The following is a 15,823-nucleotide window of genomic DNA, read 5'->3' as shown; positions in this document are numbered from 1 at the left end:
AAGACAAACAACCACTAAAATAATTATAGATGGAATATTCTTTTTATGATTTTTTAAAGCTCATTGGCTCATTAGGACTTTTTCTTTATGGAATGAAAATCATGAGCGAGGGCTTACAGAAAGTCGCAGGTGACAGATTGCGAGGAATCCTGACAGCAATGACCACGAACCGGGTAACGGGAGTTTTAACAGGAGTATTGATCACCGCCCTTATCCAGTCTTCTTCGGCAACGACGGTGATGGTGGTCAGTTTTGTAAATGCCGGTTTGCTGACTTTGGCCGAGTCCATTAGTGTGATAATGGGTGCCAATATCGGTACGACAGTCACCGCTTGGATCATTTCCATTTTTGGGTTTAAAGTTGATATGGCTGCTTTTGCCCTCCCTCTTTTAGCCATTGCCCTTCCCCTTATTTTTTCCGGTAAAAGTAACCGTAAGTCTGTCGGTGAATTCATTTTTGGTTTTTCTTTCCTCTTTATGGGGCTTTCGTATCTTAAAGCAAACGCGCCCGACCTGAATGCCAATCCGGAAATGCTTGCTTTCGTGCAAAACTATACCGATATGGGATTCTTCTCCGTTCTGCTCTTTCTATTTATCGGTACTATTCTCACAATGATCGTGCAGGCGTCCGCCGCAACGATGGCTATCACTTTAATTATGTGCGCCAACGGATGGATCAGCCTGGAGCTTGGTGCTGCATTGGTGCTGGGTGAGAATATCGGAACCACGATTACAGCAAACCTGGCTGCCTTGACAGCCAATTCGCAAGCGAAGCGAGCTGCTTTGGCCCATTTCGTTTTCAACGTTTTCGGTGTGATTTGGGTATTGATTATTTTTCATCCCTTTATGGTATTTGTCAATTGGGTGGTGGATACCTTCTTCCATCCGGGAAGTGCCGAGGTAGCCATCTCTTATAAGTTGTCTGCTTTCCACTCTATCTTTAATATATGTAACGTCTGCCTGCTGATTTGGGGAGTGAAACTGATTGAACGTACCGTGTGTGCCATTATTCGTCCGAAAGAAGAAGATGAAGAGCCGCGTTTGCGTTTCATTACCGGTGGCATGCTTTCCACGGCCGAACTTTCGATACTTCAGGCCCGCAAGGAAATCCATTTGTTCTCCGAACGTATTCACCGTATGTTCGGCATGGTGCAGGATCTGCTGCATACGGAGAAAGATGACGACTTCAATAAATTATTCAGCCGGATTGAAAAGTATGAGAATATCAGCGATAACATGGAGCTGGAGATAGCCAATTACCTGAATCAAGTGTCCGAGGGACGATTAAGTTCGGAAAGTAAGCTCCAGATACGTGCCATGCTCCGTGAAGTAACCGAGATTGAAAGCATCGGCGACAGTTGTTATAACCTGGCACGTACCATCACCCGGAAGCGACAGACAAATCAGGATTTTACAGAGAAGCAGTATGAACACATTCACTTCATGATGAAGCTGACGAACGATGCCCTGTCACAAATGATTGTCGTAGTTGAGAAACCCGAGCATCAGAGTATCGATGTCAATAAGTCGTTCAATATTGAAAATGAAATAAATAACTATCGTAATCAACTGAAGAATCAGAACATTCTGGATGTGAACAATAAAGAATATGATTATCAGATGGGTGTTTATTATATGGATATTATTGCCGAATGCGAGAAGCTTGGTGACTATGTGGTAAATGTAGTGGAAGCAAGCAGTGACGTAAAGGAAAAGAAAGCATCTTAACTGGCCGATGAACCGTGAACGATGAACGATAAATGATGAATAAAGTGTGATTGGTACACTTACGGTTCATCGTTTATTGTTCATCGTTCAAAAACGTCCGTTGTTTATAAGTTATCCATTATACGGTTCGAAATCTTCTTTCCCAACTCCACAAAGGGGGCATACCCAATCATCAGGGATATCTTCAAACTGTGTTCCTGGTTCGATTCCGCTTTCCGGATCACCTGTCTCCGGATCGTAAATATAATCACAAACGGTGCAAATGTACTTCATGTCGTCTCTTTTTTTAAAGTTTATGCAAATATAACAAAAGGATCGGATATATTGTTCACTTATTTTTTCTTTTTGGTTAATAAAACACTACCTTTGCCATAACAACAAAGCATTAATCAAGCAGTTATAAATTATGATGTGGCAGATTGTATTAATAGGGGTATGTGTCTCTTTTCTGGGAGCATTTCTGTGGGAAAGAAGAAAACGTAAGTTTATGCAATCTGCATCAGACCGGAAACTGGAGAATGTAAATCGCTTGTTTGATGCTATCCTAACGCATATTCATGCTTATGTCCTTGTTATCGATTCTGATTTTAAAGTCCTGAAAACAAATTATTATGATTTGACTCACCTCAATCCTGATGGTAAAGAAAAGCGCGTCGGTGATTTATTGCAATGTCAGAATGCATTGTCTGCCAAGGGAGGATGCGGAACCCATGCTTTTTGTCAGGAATGTCCTGTAAGAGGGGCTATCGGGGCTGCTTTTCGTCAGAAGAGCGAGTTTACCGATCTGCAGTCTTCACTGAATATTGCCATAGGCGAAGATGAATTTATAAAATGCAACGTAATGATTTCGGGAGTTTTTATGACTCTGGATGGTGAAGACCGTATGGTACTGACGGTGCATGACATCACTTCCATCAAACATACGGAAGAGGCGCTGGCCGAGGCTAAGGAGAAAGCCGAAAACGCCGATCGTTCCAAGTCAGCTTTCCTTGCCAACATGAGCCATGAGATCCGTACTCCATTGAATGCCATCGTTGGTTTCTCCGAACTGCTGGCTGCTGCCACCGAGGAAAAGGAAAAGCAGAAATATCTGGAAATACTCCATACGAATAGTGAACTCCTATTGCAATTGGTGAATGACATTCTCGATTTATCGAAGATTGAGGCTGGTACATTAGAGTTTGTGTATTCCGACGTAGACATCAACCTGCTGCTGGCCGATCTGGAACAGTTGTTCCACATGAAGATCGGTTATGATTCGCCTGTACAGATAATTACCGAGGCCGGATTACCCTCATGCATGGTTCATTCCGACCGGAACCGTATCGCCCAGGTTGTATCCAATTTTGTTTCTAATGCAATCAAGTTTACCACAGAAGGCAGCATCCGTATCGGATATAAGCCTTGCGAGAATGGACTTCGGTTTTATGTCACCGATACTGGTTCGGGCATTTCAGCAGATAAGCTGGGAGGTGTATTCGACCGTTTCGTACGTCTGCAGAGTGATAAAAACGGCACCGGGCTGGGACTTTCCATCTGTAAGACGATTGTGAATAAACTGGGTGGGGAAATCGGAGCTGAATCGGTGGTAGGCCAGGGGAGTACTTTCTGGTTTACCTTGCCCGAACATTCGGATATCAAACCTAAGGTAATTATTGAAAAAGAACAGGAGAGACCGTCTTCTGTTGTGTCGGTTCCTGCCGCGGGGGTAAACGGTGATAAGAAACTGACAGTATTGGTGGCAGAAGATATGGAAGATAATTATCGCCTTTGTGAAGCCATCCTTGCTTCCCGTTACGAACTCTATTGGGCACATAATGGTGAAGAAGCCATTTCCCTTTTCCTGAAAAACCAGCCCGATATCATCTTGATGGATATTCGTATGCCCGAGGTGAACGGTTATGAAGCTACGGAGGCTATCCGGCAAATGTCGGCTACTGTGCCTATCATTGCTCTCACAGCCTTTGCTTACGAAGAAGACCGCCAAAAGATTATGCAGAGTGGCTTTACCGATTTCCTGACGAAGCCTATTTCATCGAGAATCTTGTTGGGAAAACTGGAATCCTTAAAAAAGATTTAAGAAACATTCTATACCGGATTTATGTTGTATTTTTGCAACCTCTAATTTAATGTATGTATCTGCATGACTGCAAAGAACGACGATTATTTTCATTTGGGCCTTACTGATCAAGAAGTCCTCCAAAGCCGGGAGAAACATGGTGTTAACCTGCTGACGCCACCCAAGCGTCCTTCTCTCCTCAAACTCTATCTGGAAAAATTTGAAGATCCTGTTGTACGGGTATTACTCGTTGCGGCTGTGTTCTCCCTTATCATCTCGATTATTGAGAATGAATATGCTGAAACCATCGGTATCATAGCTGCTATCCTGCTGGCAACCGGCATTGGTTTCTATTTTGAATATGATGCGAACAAAAAGTTTGATTTGCTGAATGCTGTCAATGAAGAGACTTTGGTAAAGGTGATTCGTAATGGGCGCATTCAGGAGATTCCCCGTAAGGATGTGGTAGTCGGTGATATTGTGGTACTGGAAACCGGTGAGGAGATCCCTGCCGATGGAGAACTGATAGAAGCCATCTCCTTACAGGTGAATGAATCGAACCTGACCGGAGAGCCGGTAATTAATAAAACAACGGTAGAGGCGGATTTTGATGAAGAAGCTACGTATGCCTCCAATCTGGTGATGCGTGGCACGACTGTGGTCGACGGTCACGGATCGATGAAAGTACTTCGTGTGGGAGATGCCACGGAGATTGGGAAAGTGGCACGTCAGAGTACGGAGCAGAGCACGGAACCTACGCCCCTTAATATCCAGTTGACTAAGCTGGCTAACCTGATAGGTAAAATCGGTTTTACCGTAGCGGGGCTTGCTTTCCTTATTTTCTTTATAAAAGATGTAGTACTCTATTTTGATTTTGGAGCTTTGAATGGCTGGCATGACTGGTTGCCGGTGTTGGAGCGTACCCTGAAATACTTCATGATGGCAGTCACCTTGATTGTGGTCGCCGTCCCCGAAGGGTTACCTATGAGCGTAACGCTCAGTCTGGCCCTGAATATGCGCCGTATGCTTGCCACCAATAATCTGGTTCGTAAGATGCACGCTTGCGAAACGATGGGAGCCATTACCGTGATTTGTACAGATAAGACCGGTACGTTGACGCAGAACCTGATGCAGGTGCATGAGCCTAACTTCTATGGTTTGAAGGATGGCGGGAAGCTGGCAGATGACGATATCAGCAAATTGATAGCAGAGGGAATCAGTGCTAACTCGACTGCTTTTCTTGAAGAGACGGGAGAGGGAGAAAAGCCAAAAGGGGTGGGCAATCCCACTGAGGTTGCTTTGTTGTTGTGGCTGAACGGTCAGAACCGTAACTATCTTGAACTCAGAGAAAGGGCGCAGGTACTCGACCAATTGACGTTCTCTACCGAGCGTAAGTTTATGGCTACTTTGGTGAAGTCTCCGCTGATAGGCAAGAAAGTGCTATATATAAAAGGTGCGCCTGAGATTGTGCTTGGCAAATGCAAAGAGGTGATTCTTGACGGTCGTCGTGTGGATAGTGTGGAATACCGTTCCACTGTCGAAGCGCAGTTGCTGAGTTATCAGAATATGGCTATGCGTACACTTGGTTTTGCATTCCGCATAGTAGAGGACAACGAACCGGACGATTGTGTGGCCCTTGTGTCGGAAAACAACTTGAACTTCCTTGGTGTGGTTGCTATTTCCGATCCTATACGTCCCGATGTACCCGCAGCGGTGGCTAAGTGCCAGTCGGCAGGTATCGGTATTAAGATTGTTACCGGAGATACTCCGGGCACAGCAACTGAGATTGCACGCCAGATCGGATTGTGGAAACCGGAAGATACGGAGCGTAACCGCATAACGGGAGTTGCTTTCGCCGAACTGAGCGATGAAGAAGCCCTGAATAGAGTGATGGATCTGAAAATCATGTCTCGCGCCCGTCCTACCGACAAGCAGCGCCTGGTGCAGCTGCTCCAGCAGAAAGGAGCCGTAGTAGCTGTGACCGGTGACGGAACCAATGATGCCCCGGCACTTAATCATGCACAGGTGGGACTTTCAATGGGTACCGGAACTTCCGTAGCCAAAGAGGCCAGTGATATCACCTTACTCGATGATTCTTTCAACAGTATCGGAACCGCCGTGATGTGGGGGCGTTCGCTGTACAAGAACATCCAGCGTTTCATTGTATTCCAGTTGACCATTAACTTTGTGGCACTTCTCATCGTATTGCTCGGTTCTATTGTAGGAACGGAGTTGCCGCTGACTGTTACTCAAATGTTATGGGTAAACCTCATCATGGATACGTTTGCCGCATTAGCTCTGGCCTCTATTCCGCCAAGCGAAAGCGTTATGAATGATAAACCACGCCGTAGTACTGATTTTATTATCAGCAAAGCGATGCGGCAAAATATATTCGGTGTCGGTACAGTCTTTCTGGTGGTGCTGATGGCAATGATATATTACTTCACAAATGCCGATGGAGGAATGACGGTACAGCGGTTGACCGTTTTCTTCACCTTCTTTGTGATGCTCCAGTTCTGGAACCTGTTCAACGCCCGTGTGTTTGGCACTACCGACTCAGCATTCAAAGGTCTTGCGAAATCATACGGTATGGAGCTGATAGTACTGGCTATTCTGGGCGGACAGTTCCTCATTGTACAGTTCGGTGGGGCTGTATTCCGTACAGAGCCGCTTGACTGGCAAACATGGCTTATCATCATCGGTTCTTCCTCTCTCGTCTTATGGATTGGTGAACTGATCCGCTTTGTCAAACGTTTAACTCAGAAATGAAATAAGAGGGGTCTCACCCCATCCTTTCTCAAAGGAAGAGGGGATGGGGTGAGACCTTAAAACAATATAGAGATGAAAAGAAAAGGAATTAAAAACCTTATTTTTGATTTTGGTGGTGTATTGATCAATCTCGACCGTCAGCGTTGTGTGGAGAACTTCCGGAAGTTGGGATTAGAGAAAGTAGACGAATTGTTAGGTATGTATTCTCAGCAAGGGATCTTTATGCAGCATGAAAAAGGATTGATCTCGTCGGCTGAATTTCGTGAGAATATCCGTGGGCTGCTCACAAAAAAAGTGACTGACGAGCAAATCGATGCTGCCTGGAATAGTTTTCTGGTAGATATCCCTCGCTTTAAACTCGACATGTTGCTGAAGCTCCGCGAAAAATATGTGGTCTATCTGCTGAGCAATACCAACGAGATACATTGGAAGTGGGCATGCGAGCACGCATTTCCGTATCGGGGCTTCCGTGTGGAAGACTATTTTGAGAAGATGTACCTTTCGTATGAAATGAAAATGGTGAAGCCTGCTGAAGAGATTTTCCGGGGGGTACTTGAAGACGCAAACCTTGATCCGCACGAAACTTTTTTCATTGATGACTCCGAGGCCAACTGCCAGGGAGCCCAGGCATTGGGTATCTCTACTTATACGGTAAAACCCGGTGAAGACTGGAGGCCACTTTTTGCCGGAGATAAATAATTTAGAAGACATAGCATGCAGATAATCCATAATATACCGGCATTTACACCCGAACCTTGTGTAGCTACCATCGGCTTTTTCGACGGAGTACATACAGGGCATCGTTTCCTGATCAAGCAAGTCAGAGAGCTGGCTGCCGCTCGTGGATTGCGCTCTGCATTAATTACCTTCCCTGTTCATCCCCGTAAGGTGATGAAAGCGGATTATCGTCCGGAACTGCTGACTACTCCGGAAGAAAAGCGGACACTGCTCGAGGAAACAGGGGTGGACTATTGTTTCATGCTTGACTTTACGCAGGAAGTATCGCGCCTGACTGCCCGTGAGTTTATGTCTGATCTTTTAAGAGACCGTTATCGGGTGCAGACACTCGTCATCGGCTATGACCATCGCTTTGGACACAACCGTAGTGAAGGTTTCGAAGACTATTGCCGTTATGGTTCCGAGATGGGCATAGAGGTAATCCGCGCTCGTGCCTGTGTGTGTGATGATCTTCATGTAAGCTCTTCCGTTATTCGCAAGATGCTGCATCAGGGTGAAGTCGATATGGCGTCCCGTTGTCTGGGTTACGACTATTTTCTGGATGGTACGGTGGTGAGTGGCTATCAAGTGGGACGTAAGATCGGATTTCCTACAGCCAACCTCAGTGTGGACGATCCTGATAAGTTGATTCCTGCCGATGGTGTTTATGCGGTTCATGTCACATTCGATGGGCGTACCTATAACGGTATGTTGAATATCGGTACCCGCCCCACGATAGGAAATGGTCCCGAGCGTTCGATAGAAGTGAACATCCTTCATTTTCATTCAAATATTTACGATAAGTTTATCCGTATTTCTTTTGTGAAGTATCTCCGTCCGGAACTGAAGTTCGATGGGATTGACGGGCTGATAGCTCAACTTCATCGGGATGCGGCCGAAGTAGAAGCTCTTTTGGGGAATAAATAAAATGTCAATTGACATTTTGTATTTCCTGTTTGCCTTTGAGCCGGCTATATGCGCCCCTCTTAATATCGAAAAACATACTATATTTATTGTTTATCGATAAATAATTGTCGGATTTCTTGTTTAAGTGGAAATTAATATCAATCTTTGCATATCGAAAAACGATAAATTATTATTGAATAACATAACGAATCTCCAAAGTCAATCTTATGGGAAAGTCATTGATGAGCATTACGATGTTGGTAGTATCCATCTCTATGTTAGCTTTGTTTGTGTGTAGCTCTGTTTTGCACGGACATGGTACAAATCACCCTGCTACTGAAACGGTAGTCAATTAAAACCGTTATCTTTGTACATATTTAAAACAGAGAACCGAATGAAAACAGCGATCAAATTAATTCTTATTTATCTGGGGATCCAGCTTGTCTGTGGTGGGCTGATAGGTATTCCTTTTACTGTTGTTGCCCGTATGAATGGTGGGAATATGGATGCCACCCGGATTTCGGAGTTGACACTGGCTCCTTCGATGTTACTTTCCATGGCAGTGATGTTTTTTTATTTATGGAAAGCCCGGTACATACCTAAGGATAAAATGAGCTGGTCATTCGTTTCGTTACCGTTTCTTGCGGTCACTTTTCTGATAGGCTTGTCGATGACTGTTCTGATGGACTTGCTAACTGCTGTTTTATCTTGGGTGCCTGATGTTCTGGAACAACAGTTTAATGCTTTACAGTCCGGTTGGTTGGGAATTGTGGCCATCACGTTGTTGGGACCGGTTCTTGAGGAACTTTTATTCCGTGGTGGTGTCACTAAGGCGTTGCTTGAACGATATTCTCCCCGGAAAGCGATTTTTCTTTCCGCACTTCTTTTCGGAATATTCCATTTGAATCCGGCTCAGGTAGTTGCCGCCTTCTTCGGAGGACTGCTGTTGGCGTGGGTTTATTACCGGACGCGGAGCCTGATCCCCTGTATCCTGATACACATTGTGAATAACAGCCTTTCTGTGATATTGAGCCTGACCTATCCCGATGCGGATACGATTAGCGATGTGACCGATACTACATCTTATTACATACTGATAGCTGTGGCCGCTATGCTGTTCGTTGGTTGCTTCCTACGGATAAAGCAGGTTACGATTCCGGGAGTGTGGAGAAAGAGTGAGTGAAACTGAACTATGAAGATTGAAAAACAAGTCATAATATGAAAAGAAGATTGAACATACTATGTTTACTGGTATTTCTGGTATTCTGTTATTCGGTATTCAACATGGGGCGTGATTTCGGTCATGGCTTTTCCGAGGGCATGAAGATAAGCCATTCCGGCAATGAAAGTGTGGAACAGGCTATTAACCTTCGCATTGCTACGTTGATGCCCGAAGATTTTTCGTCGTTTAAAGATTCTGTTTACAATGAACGGACCCAATCTTATGTGCCTGTTGCTTACACACAGTTGATCACGAATGTAAAAGTGGACAGGAGCACCTGGCTGATGGTTGCGCAAGTGCTCTCCGGGCTTCTTGCCATTTTGGCCGTAATAGCATCTACGGTGCTGTTTGTGCAGTTGATTGTATCTATCAATAAATCGGATATTTTTAATTGGAAGAATGTTCGTAGGTTACGTTGGTTGGGAGTCACCCTGTTGCTGAGTTTTATTAGTGAAGCGGTGCCGGCTTTGATGAATGATTATGAACTGTCCTCAGTTTTTTCATTATCCGGCTACTCTATGGAGACAAGTATTGACTCTGTGATGCTGGTCATTTTAGGACTGGTTTCGCTGATTGTAGGCGAAGTATTCGCCATCGGGTTAAAGATGAAAGAGGAGCAAGACCTTACTATCTGAATCCGGACACTGAAAAATTAATGGAATTATGGCTATAATAGTAAACCTTGACATTATGATGGCCCGAAGAAAGATATCTTTGGGGGAGTTGGCGGAGAAGATAGATATTACACCTGCCAACCTTTCTATCCTGAAAACGGGAAAGGCCAAAGCAATTCGTTTTTCTACCCTTGAGGCAATCTGCAAAGTACTCGATTGCCAACCGGGGGATATTTTGGAATATCAAGTGGATGAAAAAGATCCTTGATTTGCCACAGCGGACCTTCTGTGTGTCCACTGTGGCGATATAGAATGAGGAGATTAACCTTTTGTCCCTTTGGCTTTGAATGCCAATGCGTACATTCGCATTTGTTTTACCATTGATAGCAGACCGTTGCTGCGGGTGGGCGATAAATGATCTTTCAGCCCGATGCGGTCGATGAAGTAAAGTTCCGAATTCAGAATCTCGTCCGGTGTATGTCCCGAAACAACTTTTATCAGCAGGGCGATAATACCTTTTACGATCAGTGCATCACTTTCTGCTTTGAAGATCACCTTTCCATCTACCTCGTCTGCCTGAAGCCACACACGGCTCTGGCAACCTTCAATCAAATTCTGTTCCGTTTTATATTTCTCGTCAAGCGGTTCCTGTTCGTTTCCTAAATCGATAAGCAACTGGTAGCGGTCCATCCAGTCGTCAAAGTCACTGAACTCGGCAATGACTTCGTCTTGTAATTCGTTGATTGTCATATTGAATAATTATTTCTCGTTATAGATAACTTCCAGTACGGTCTGTCCCACGGCTTTGAGTGTCGATTTGTCGATAACATCCATGTTGTCGTTTACGGTATGCCAAGTCGGTCCGAAGCTGGACAGTTCACAATTTTCGTCGTTCGGAATGATGTCGATAGTCGGGATACCGGCCAGCCGATTGATAAACAGATGGTCGTCAGTGATCTGCCCACCTGTTTCGTTAATAAAGTAACGTCCGTAACCGGCGTCGTTAGCCTTCTTCCATACCTTTTTGTTGATTCCACGGGCAAACTTCTCCGAGTACACCTCCTTAAAGAAAGTGGCATCTTTGCCGCCTACCATATCGAGCAAGATACCGAAACGGGCATTATAGCCTTCCACATGCGGATTGCGTGCCCAATATTGTGCACCGAGACACCATTGCTCCTCTAAATGCTCTCCTTTATAGAATTGGGGAGCGCCATAATCTTCTGCGTCCAAAAAGATAATATCGATTCCCAGTTCCGGTTGCTGCTGATTGATCAGTCGGGCTATTTCAAGCAACACGCCCACACCGCTCGCTCCGTCGTTGGCACCCAATATTGGTGTGTGGTGATTCTTCTCGTTGGGATCATTGTCTGCCCACGGACGTGTATCCCAGTGTGCAAAAAGGGCAATGCGTTTTTTGCTTTCGGGCTTGAATGAACCGATGATATTGCGTGCTTTCAGCAGCGTGCCGTCATAGGCGGGCAGTTCCACATTCTGGTTAGTCACTTTGGCCCCATGTTCTGCCAGCTTAGTAGCCAGATATTCTCCACATGCTGCATGTCCTTTACTGTTCGGATTGCGAGGGCCGAAGTCCACTTGTGCCTGTATGTATTTATAGGCGCTGTCTGCATCGAATTGTGGTGCTTTCACGGTTATATTCTTTTCAGGCTCCTGAACTGAATTGGTTTTGTTGTTGTTCGTTCCGCAAGAAAAGGCGGATAACAAAATAAAAGCTGTCAGTAATAGCATAGAATTTCTTTTCATAATTATGCTTTTGGGGTTAAGGCCTCAAAATTAGTCATTTTCGCAGTAGGGTAGGTCAGATAGGAGGGTTTATTAACAATTCTACTCCTTTCTTTCCGGATATAAGTTCTACTTCCGCCCCATTGATCAGTGGCAGATTTTCCGTTACATGCCCTACGGGGAAATCAAAGCAGATCGGATAATTATACTCTTCTACCAGATCGAAGAGTGCACCATAAAGGTCTTTCTTTATGGCACGATCTTCTTCGTATTCGGTAAACTGTCCGATGATAAGGCCTGACAACTTCTCAAGTACGCCCCCTAATTTCAGGTTATACATCATGCGCTCGATGGCATAAGGACGTTCGCCCACGTCCTCGATAAACAGGATTGTCCCTTCGGGAGGTATGTCGTATGGAGTTCCCCGAAGGCCGTGGAATACTGCCATATTGCCACCACGCAGAATACCCTTGGCTGTGCCGAGTCGGTTCAACTTGTGACGCTTACATTTATAGGCAGGCAGTTTACCGAAAAGTATATCCCTCAGGTACAGTGAACACGGATCGTCGGCCGCTTCTACTGCGAGATGGCGTGCCATAGGAGCATGTAACGAAGCAAACCCGTTGTACTGAAATAGATTATGGAGCGCTGTGATATCACTGAATCCGATCATCCACTTCGGGTGTTCACGGAAACGGGTGAAGTCGAGCCGTTCAATAAGATGAACCGCTCCGTAGCCGCCACGGCTACATAAAATCGCCTTAATTTCTTTGTCATCCATTGCTGTCTGAAAGTCCGAAGCGCGCTGCCGGATGGTGCCGGCATAGCATCCCCAGGAGCTACGGACGTGTTTCCCCATTTCAGGGACCAATCCCCAAGACGCCAGTTGCGCCTTGGCACCTCTCAGAAACATATTGTCTATCTTGCCCGAAGGCGATACGATGGCAACTTTATCGCCTTCGTGCAGGAATGGGGGGAATTGTATCTTCATTCAGTGAATTTGTTTTAGTTTATTTCTTCTGGTAGAATTTTACCCAGTCTACATGCATTTCCACAGGAAGTTCTTTCGGGTCTACAGCTCCTACCCACGAGCCACCCAGTTGCATGTCGATCAGCAGATAGAAAGGCTGATCGAAAGGAAATTGCCCTTCTTTGTCTGTTTCGATGCGGGGATAGGTGAAAGTATGCGTATCATTGATATAGAATGCAATGCTGTCCGGATACATTTCTACCGAATATACATTGTAGTCATCGGGATTGATCGTACCTACGGAGTGTGACAACGGATTGTCTTTGATGCCCAGATTGTATGTATAGTTGGTATGTATAGTCTGGTAAGCGATTGTGTCGTGATTCAGACGTTCCATAATATCGATTTCTCCACCCATCGGCCAGGGAGCATCTACCGGAAGCATCCAGATAGCCGGCCATTCGCCGCGTGCACCGTTCAACTTGGCACGTATCTCCAGACGCCCGTTGCTGAATGCCTTTTTCCCTTTGGTATAAATCCCTCCGGTCAGATAGGGTGCTGTGTCATTGGGCTGGCTGTAATTGATGATACCCCGCAGCACCATATTGCCGTCACGCATATCGAAACAAGAGTCGAAGTCTGTCATATAGTTATTCCAGTCCGATTTGCCACGTGGTATTTTGCTCCATACCTGTGGGTCAAAGCCTGTTTTTTGGTCGAAATTATCTTCCCAAACCAATGTCCACTGGTCAGACGAATGACGTTGGCACGATGAAAAGCCTGAACTGATACACAGCAGGCAGAAAAGAGCGAGAAAAGTTTTTGTTTTCATGGTTCTGTTTGATTATAGGTGTTTAACAGGATACAAATTTACATTAAAAAACGAAATTACCTGCATCCGTAGAAATGAAAGCGTTGTATAATATCAAAATGTTATCCGGTTTACCCATTTTTTCAGTATACCATGATGTACTTCTCGATCCTTTTTCTGATATTTGCTAAAAATCTAACGTTATGGAACCTATTAGAAACTTCGACCAACTGACAGAACACCTAAAAACCTTAAACCGACGGAAACGGATTGCCGTTGTCTGTGCCAATGATCCGAATACAGAATATGCCATTGCCCGTGCACTTGACGAGGGTATTGCAGAATTTCTGATGATTGGTGACTCAGCCATCCTTCAAAAGTATCCTACCTTGCAAAAGTATCCGGATTATGTGAAGACCATCCATATCGAAGATCCCGATGAGGCAGCGCGTGAAGCGGTCCGCATTGTCCGGGAAGGGGGGGCCGACATTTTGATGAAAGGGATTATTAATACTGACAACCTGCTTCATGCTATTCTTGACAAGGAGAAAGGGCTACTACCCAAAGGAAAGATCCTGACTCACTTGGCTGTAATGCAGATTCCGACGTATGATAAATTACTGTTCTTTTCGGATGCGGCTGTTATTCCCCGGCCCACTTTACAACAACGTATTGAGATGGTTTGGTACGCCATCTGTACCTGCCGGAGGTTTGGGATAGAGCAGCCGCGCATCTCTTTGATTCATTGTACGGAGAAGGTAAGTGCCAAGTTCCCCCATTCGCTTGATTATGTTAATATCGTGGAGTTGGCCGAAGCCGGAGAGTTTGGCAATGTTATTATTGATGGCCCGTTGGATGTCCGTACTTCCTGCGAGCAGGCCAGCGGGGATATTAAAGGAATTGTATCGCCTATCAACGGGCAGGCAGATGTATTGATATTCCCTAATATCGAGTCGGCCAATGCTTTTTATAAGTCTGTTTCATTATTTGCCAAGGCCGATATGGCAGGATTGCTGCAAGGCCCCATTTGTCCGGTGGTGCTACCGTCACGTAGTGATTCCGGACTTTCCAAGTATTATAGCATTGCGATGGCATGCCTGACGGCTTCTACCCGGTCGGCAGAGGGAGGAAGATGCTCCGAATGATGATCATAATTAAACTAAGAATATGGATAAACTGAATGCAATCCCCACTTCCCCTTCTGCAAGGAATGGACGGAGTGAAAGGGTCCTTGTTATCAATCCCGGTTCCACTTCAACAAAGATTGCCGTTTATGAAGACGAAACTCCTTTGTTGGTACGCAACATCCGCCATACAGTAGAAGAGTTGTCTGCTTTCCCCCAAGTGATCGACCAGTTTGAGTTTCGTAAATCACTTGTCCTCCGGGAGTTGGAGGCAAATGATATTCCTTTCCGGTTCGATGCTGTCATTGGACGCGGAGGTCTGGTGAAGCCTATTCCCGGTGGAGTTTATGAGGTTAACGAAGCTATGAAGCGGGATACCCTCCATGCCATGCGTACGCATGCCTGCAATCTGGGAGGTTTGATAGCCGATGAATTGGCCGCAGCTTTACCCGGGTGCCGGGCGTTTATTGCAGATCCGGGTGTGGTGGACGAACTGGAAGAGGTTGCCCGCATTACCGGTTCGCCCTTGATGCCGCGTATCACTATCTGGCATGCACTGAATCAGAAAGCTATTGCCCGTCGTTATGCTGCCGAACATGGCACTCGTTATGAAGATCTTGATTTGATTGTCTGCCATTTGGGAGGAGGCATTTCCGTTGCGGTCCATCGTCATGGGCGTGCAGTCGATGCCAATAATGCACTGGATGGAGAAGGTCCTTTCTCACCCGAAAGAGCCGGAACTCTTCCCGCCGGACAACTGATAGACCTCTGTTTCAGCGGGAAATTCACCAAAGATGAATTGAAGAAACGAATTTCGGGCCGTGCCGGGCTTACCGCCCATTTGGGAACTACTGATATTCCTGCCGTTATTCAGTCCATTGAGACAGGTGATGATCATGCCCGGTTGGTGCTCGATGCCATGATCTATAATGTGGCCAAAAGTATCGGTGCTGCCTCTACTGTTTTGTATGGAAAGGTAGACGCTATCCTGATGACCGGAGGCATTGCTTATTCTGATTACGTAATTTCCCGTTTAAGGGAACGTATTTCTTTCCTTGCTCCCGTCTTCGTGTATCCGGGAGAAGATGAGATGGAGGCTTTGGCATTGAATGCTTTGGGTGCCTTAAGGGGAGAACTTCCGGTACAGGTTTATCAGTGATG

Annotated in this window: 16 protein-coding genes; 11 read left to right on the top strand and 5 right to left on the bottom strand. The window is 45.6% G+C overall.

The window, feature by feature from the left end; translation table 11 throughout:
* The first annotated feature begins 29 nt into the window (after positions 1-29).
* The gene (locus G7Y45_RS02390; RefSeq protein ID WP_005781986.1) at positions 30-1,727 is read left to right on the top strand and encodes a Na/Pi cotransporter family protein; all 1,698 of its coding nucleotides are present in this window, start codon (positions 30-32) and stop codon (positions 1,725-1,727) included.
* Between the two features lie 111 nt (positions 1,728-1,838).
* Here G7Y45_RS02390 and rd read toward each other — a convergent pair whose 3' ends face one another.
* Positions 1,839-2,000, bottom strand: coding sequence for a rubredoxin (gene rd, locus G7Y45_RS02385; protein WP_005781988.1), 162 nt, complete (start codon positions 1,998-2,000; stop codon positions 1,839-1,841).
* Positions 2,001-2,133: 133 nt separating this feature from the next.
* On the opposite strand from rd, the gene G7Y45_RS02380 reads away from it, so the two are divergent.
* From G7Y45_RS02380 to G7Y45_RS02350, 8 genes are all read left to right on the top strand, one after another.
* Positions 2,134-3,807: an ATP-binding protein gene (locus tag G7Y45_RS02380; protein WP_032530778.1), complete on the top strand. Its 1,674-nt coding sequence runs from the start codon at positions 2,134-2,136 to the stop codon at positions 3,805-3,807.
* 63 nt (positions 3,808-3,870) lie between these two features.
* Positions 3,871-6,555: a calcium-translocating P-type ATPase, PMCA-type gene (locus tag G7Y45_RS02375; protein ID WP_044299615.1), complete on the top strand. Its 2,685-nt coding sequence runs from the start codon at positions 3,871-3,873 to the stop codon at positions 6,553-6,555.
* A 72-nt stretch (positions 6,556-6,627) separates the two neighbouring features.
* Positions 6,628-7,254, top strand: a complete 627-nt coding sequence (locus G7Y45_RS02370) for an HAD family phosphatase (protein WP_005781993.1) — start codon at positions 6,628-6,630, stop codon at positions 7,252-7,254.
* Between the two features lie 15 nt (positions 7,255-7,269).
* Positions 7,270-8,199, top strand: coding sequence for a bifunctional riboflavin kinase/FAD synthetase (locus G7Y45_RS02365; RefSeq protein ID WP_122200437.1), 930 nt, complete (start codon positions 7,270-7,272; stop codon positions 8,197-8,199).
* A 206-nt stretch (positions 8,200-8,405) separates the two neighbouring features.
* On the top strand, positions 8,406-8,534 hold the full coding sequence (locus G7Y45_RS20025) for a hypothetical protein (RefSeq protein WP_255469910.1): 129 nt from the start codon (positions 8,406-8,408) through the stop codon (positions 8,532-8,534).
* Between the two features lie 38 nt (positions 8,535-8,572).
* Complete coding sequence (locus G7Y45_RS02360; protein ID WP_032539177.1) at positions 8,573-9,361, top strand: CPBP family intramembrane glutamic endopeptidase; 789 nt, start codon at positions 8,573-8,575, stop codon at positions 9,359-9,361.
* A 35-nt stretch (positions 9,362-9,396) separates the two neighbouring features.
* Positions 9,397-10,035, top strand: a complete 639-nt coding sequence (locus tag G7Y45_RS02355; protein ID WP_005781999.1) for a DUF2975 domain-containing protein — start codon at positions 9,397-9,399, stop codon at positions 10,033-10,035.
* Positions 10,036-10,063: 28 nt separating this feature from the next.
* Positions 10,064-10,282, top strand: a complete 219-nt coding sequence (locus tag G7Y45_RS02350) for a helix-turn-helix transcriptional regulator (protein WP_005782001.1) — start codon at positions 10,064-10,066, stop codon at positions 10,280-10,282.
* Positions 10,283-10,335: 53 nt separating this feature from the next.
* On the opposite strand, the gene G7Y45_RS02345 is transcribed toward G7Y45_RS02350, so the two are convergent.
* Genes G7Y45_RS02345 through G7Y45_RS02330 form a run of 4 tightly spaced genes read right to left on the bottom strand, consistent with a single transcriptional unit; the run spans position 10,336 to position 13,559 of the window.
* Positions 10,336-10,764 (bottom strand): SufE family protein, encoded by a 429-nt coding sequence (locus tag G7Y45_RS02345; protein ID WP_005811607.1) that lies wholly within the window; start codon positions 10,762-10,764, stop codon positions 10,336-10,338.
* Positions 10,765-10,773: 9 nt separating this feature from the next.
* Entirely contained in the window at positions 10,774-11,778 is a 1,005-nt protein-coding gene (locus G7Y45_RS02340) for a M28 family peptidase (protein ID WP_032530776.1), read from the bottom strand.
* Positions 11,779-11,833: 55 nt separating this feature from the next.
* The gene (locus G7Y45_RS02335) at positions 11,834-12,748 is read right to left on the bottom strand and encodes an LD-carboxypeptidase (protein WP_005811602.1); all 915 of its coding nucleotides are present in this window, start codon (positions 12,746-12,748) and stop codon (positions 11,834-11,836) included.
* A 19-nt stretch (positions 12,749-12,767) separates the two neighbouring features.
* On the bottom strand, positions 12,768-13,559 hold the full coding sequence (locus G7Y45_RS02330; protein ID WP_005782009.1) for a glycoside hydrolase family 16 protein: 792 nt from the start codon (positions 13,557-13,559) through the stop codon (positions 12,768-12,770).
* A gap of 182 nt (positions 13,560-13,741) precedes the next feature.
* Here G7Y45_RS02330 and G7Y45_RS02325 point away from each other — a divergent pair, with 182 nt between their 5' ends.
* The gene (locus tag G7Y45_RS02325) at positions 13,742-14,683 is read left to right on the top strand and encodes a phosphate acyltransferase (protein ID WP_005811598.1); all 942 of its coding nucleotides are present in this window, start codon (positions 13,742-13,744) and stop codon (positions 14,681-14,683) included.
* Between the two features lie 22 nt (positions 14,684-14,705).
* Positions 14,706-15,821, top strand: a complete 1,116-nt coding sequence (buk, locus tag G7Y45_RS02320; RefSeq protein ID WP_165016431.1) for a butyrate kinase — start codon at positions 14,706-14,708, stop codon at positions 15,819-15,821.
* Positions 15,822-15,823: the final 2 nt, after the last annotated feature.

Origin of the sequence: Bacteroides sp. ZJ-18, assembly GCF_011038705.2 — a bacterium.
Taxonomy (GTDB): domain Bacteria; phylum Bacteroidota; class Bacteroidia; order Bacteroidales; family Bacteroidaceae; genus Bacteroides; species Bacteroides hominis.
The sequence above is the reverse complement of the archived record's forward strand: the minus strand, read 5'-3'. Positions and strand labels throughout refer to the sequence as shown.

Coding starts and splice junctions, on each gene's coding strand:
- G7Y45_RS02345 (WP_005811607.1), bottom strand. CDS start 10,764: ATGACAATCAACGAATTACAAGACGAAGTCATTGCCGAGTTCAGTGAC.
- G7Y45_RS02390 (WP_005781986.1), top strand. CDS start 30: ATGGAATATTCTTTTTATGATTTTTTAAAGCTCATTGGCTCATTAGGA.
- rd (WP_005781988.1), bottom strand. CDS start 2,000: ATGAAGTACATTTGCACCGTTTGTGATTATATTTACGATCCGGAGACA.
- G7Y45_RS02375 (WP_044299615.1), top strand. CDS start 3,871: ATGACTGCAAAGAACGACGATTATTTTCATTTGGGCCTTACTGATCAA.
- G7Y45_RS02350 (WP_005782001.1), top strand. CDS start 10,064: ATGGCTATAATAGTAAACCTTGACATTATGATGGCCCGAAGAAAGATA.
- G7Y45_RS02365 (WP_122200437.1), top strand. CDS start 7,270: ATGCAGATAATCCATAATATACCGGCATTTACACCCGAACCTTGTGTA.
- G7Y45_RS02370 (WP_005781993.1), top strand. CDS start 6,628: ATGAAAAGAAAAGGAATTAAAAACCTTATTTTTGATTTTGGTGGTGTA.
- G7Y45_RS02340 (WP_032530776.1), bottom strand. CDS start 11,778: ATGAAAAGAAATTCTATGCTATTACTGACAGCTTTTATTTTGTTATCC.
- G7Y45_RS02360 (WP_032539177.1), top strand. CDS start 8,573: ATGAAAACAGCGATCAAATTAATTCTTATTTATCTGGGGATCCAGCTT.
- G7Y45_RS02325 (WP_005811598.1), top strand. CDS start 13,742: ATGGAACCTATTAGAAACTTCGACCAACTGACAGAACACCTAAAAACC.
- G7Y45_RS02335 (WP_005811602.1), bottom strand. CDS start 12,748: ATGAAGATACAATTCCCCCCATTCCTGCACGAAGGCGATAAAGTTGCC.
- buk (WP_165016431.1), top strand. CDS start 14,706: ATGGATAAACTGAATGCAATCCCCACTTCCCCTTCTGCAAGGAATGGA.
- G7Y45_RS20025 (WP_255469910.1), top strand. CDS start 8,406: ATGGGAAAGTCATTGATGAGCATTACGATGTTGGTAGTATCCATCTCT.
- G7Y45_RS02355 (WP_005781999.1), top strand. CDS start 9,397: ATGAAAAGAAGATTGAACATACTATGTTTACTGGTATTTCTGGTATTC.
- G7Y45_RS02330 (WP_005782009.1), bottom strand. CDS start 13,559: ATGAAAACAAAAACTTTTCTCGCTCTTTTCTGCCTGCTGTGTATCAGT.
- G7Y45_RS02380 (WP_032530778.1), top strand. CDS start 2,134: ATGATGTGGCAGATTGTATTAATAGGGGTATGTGTCTCTTTTCTGGGA.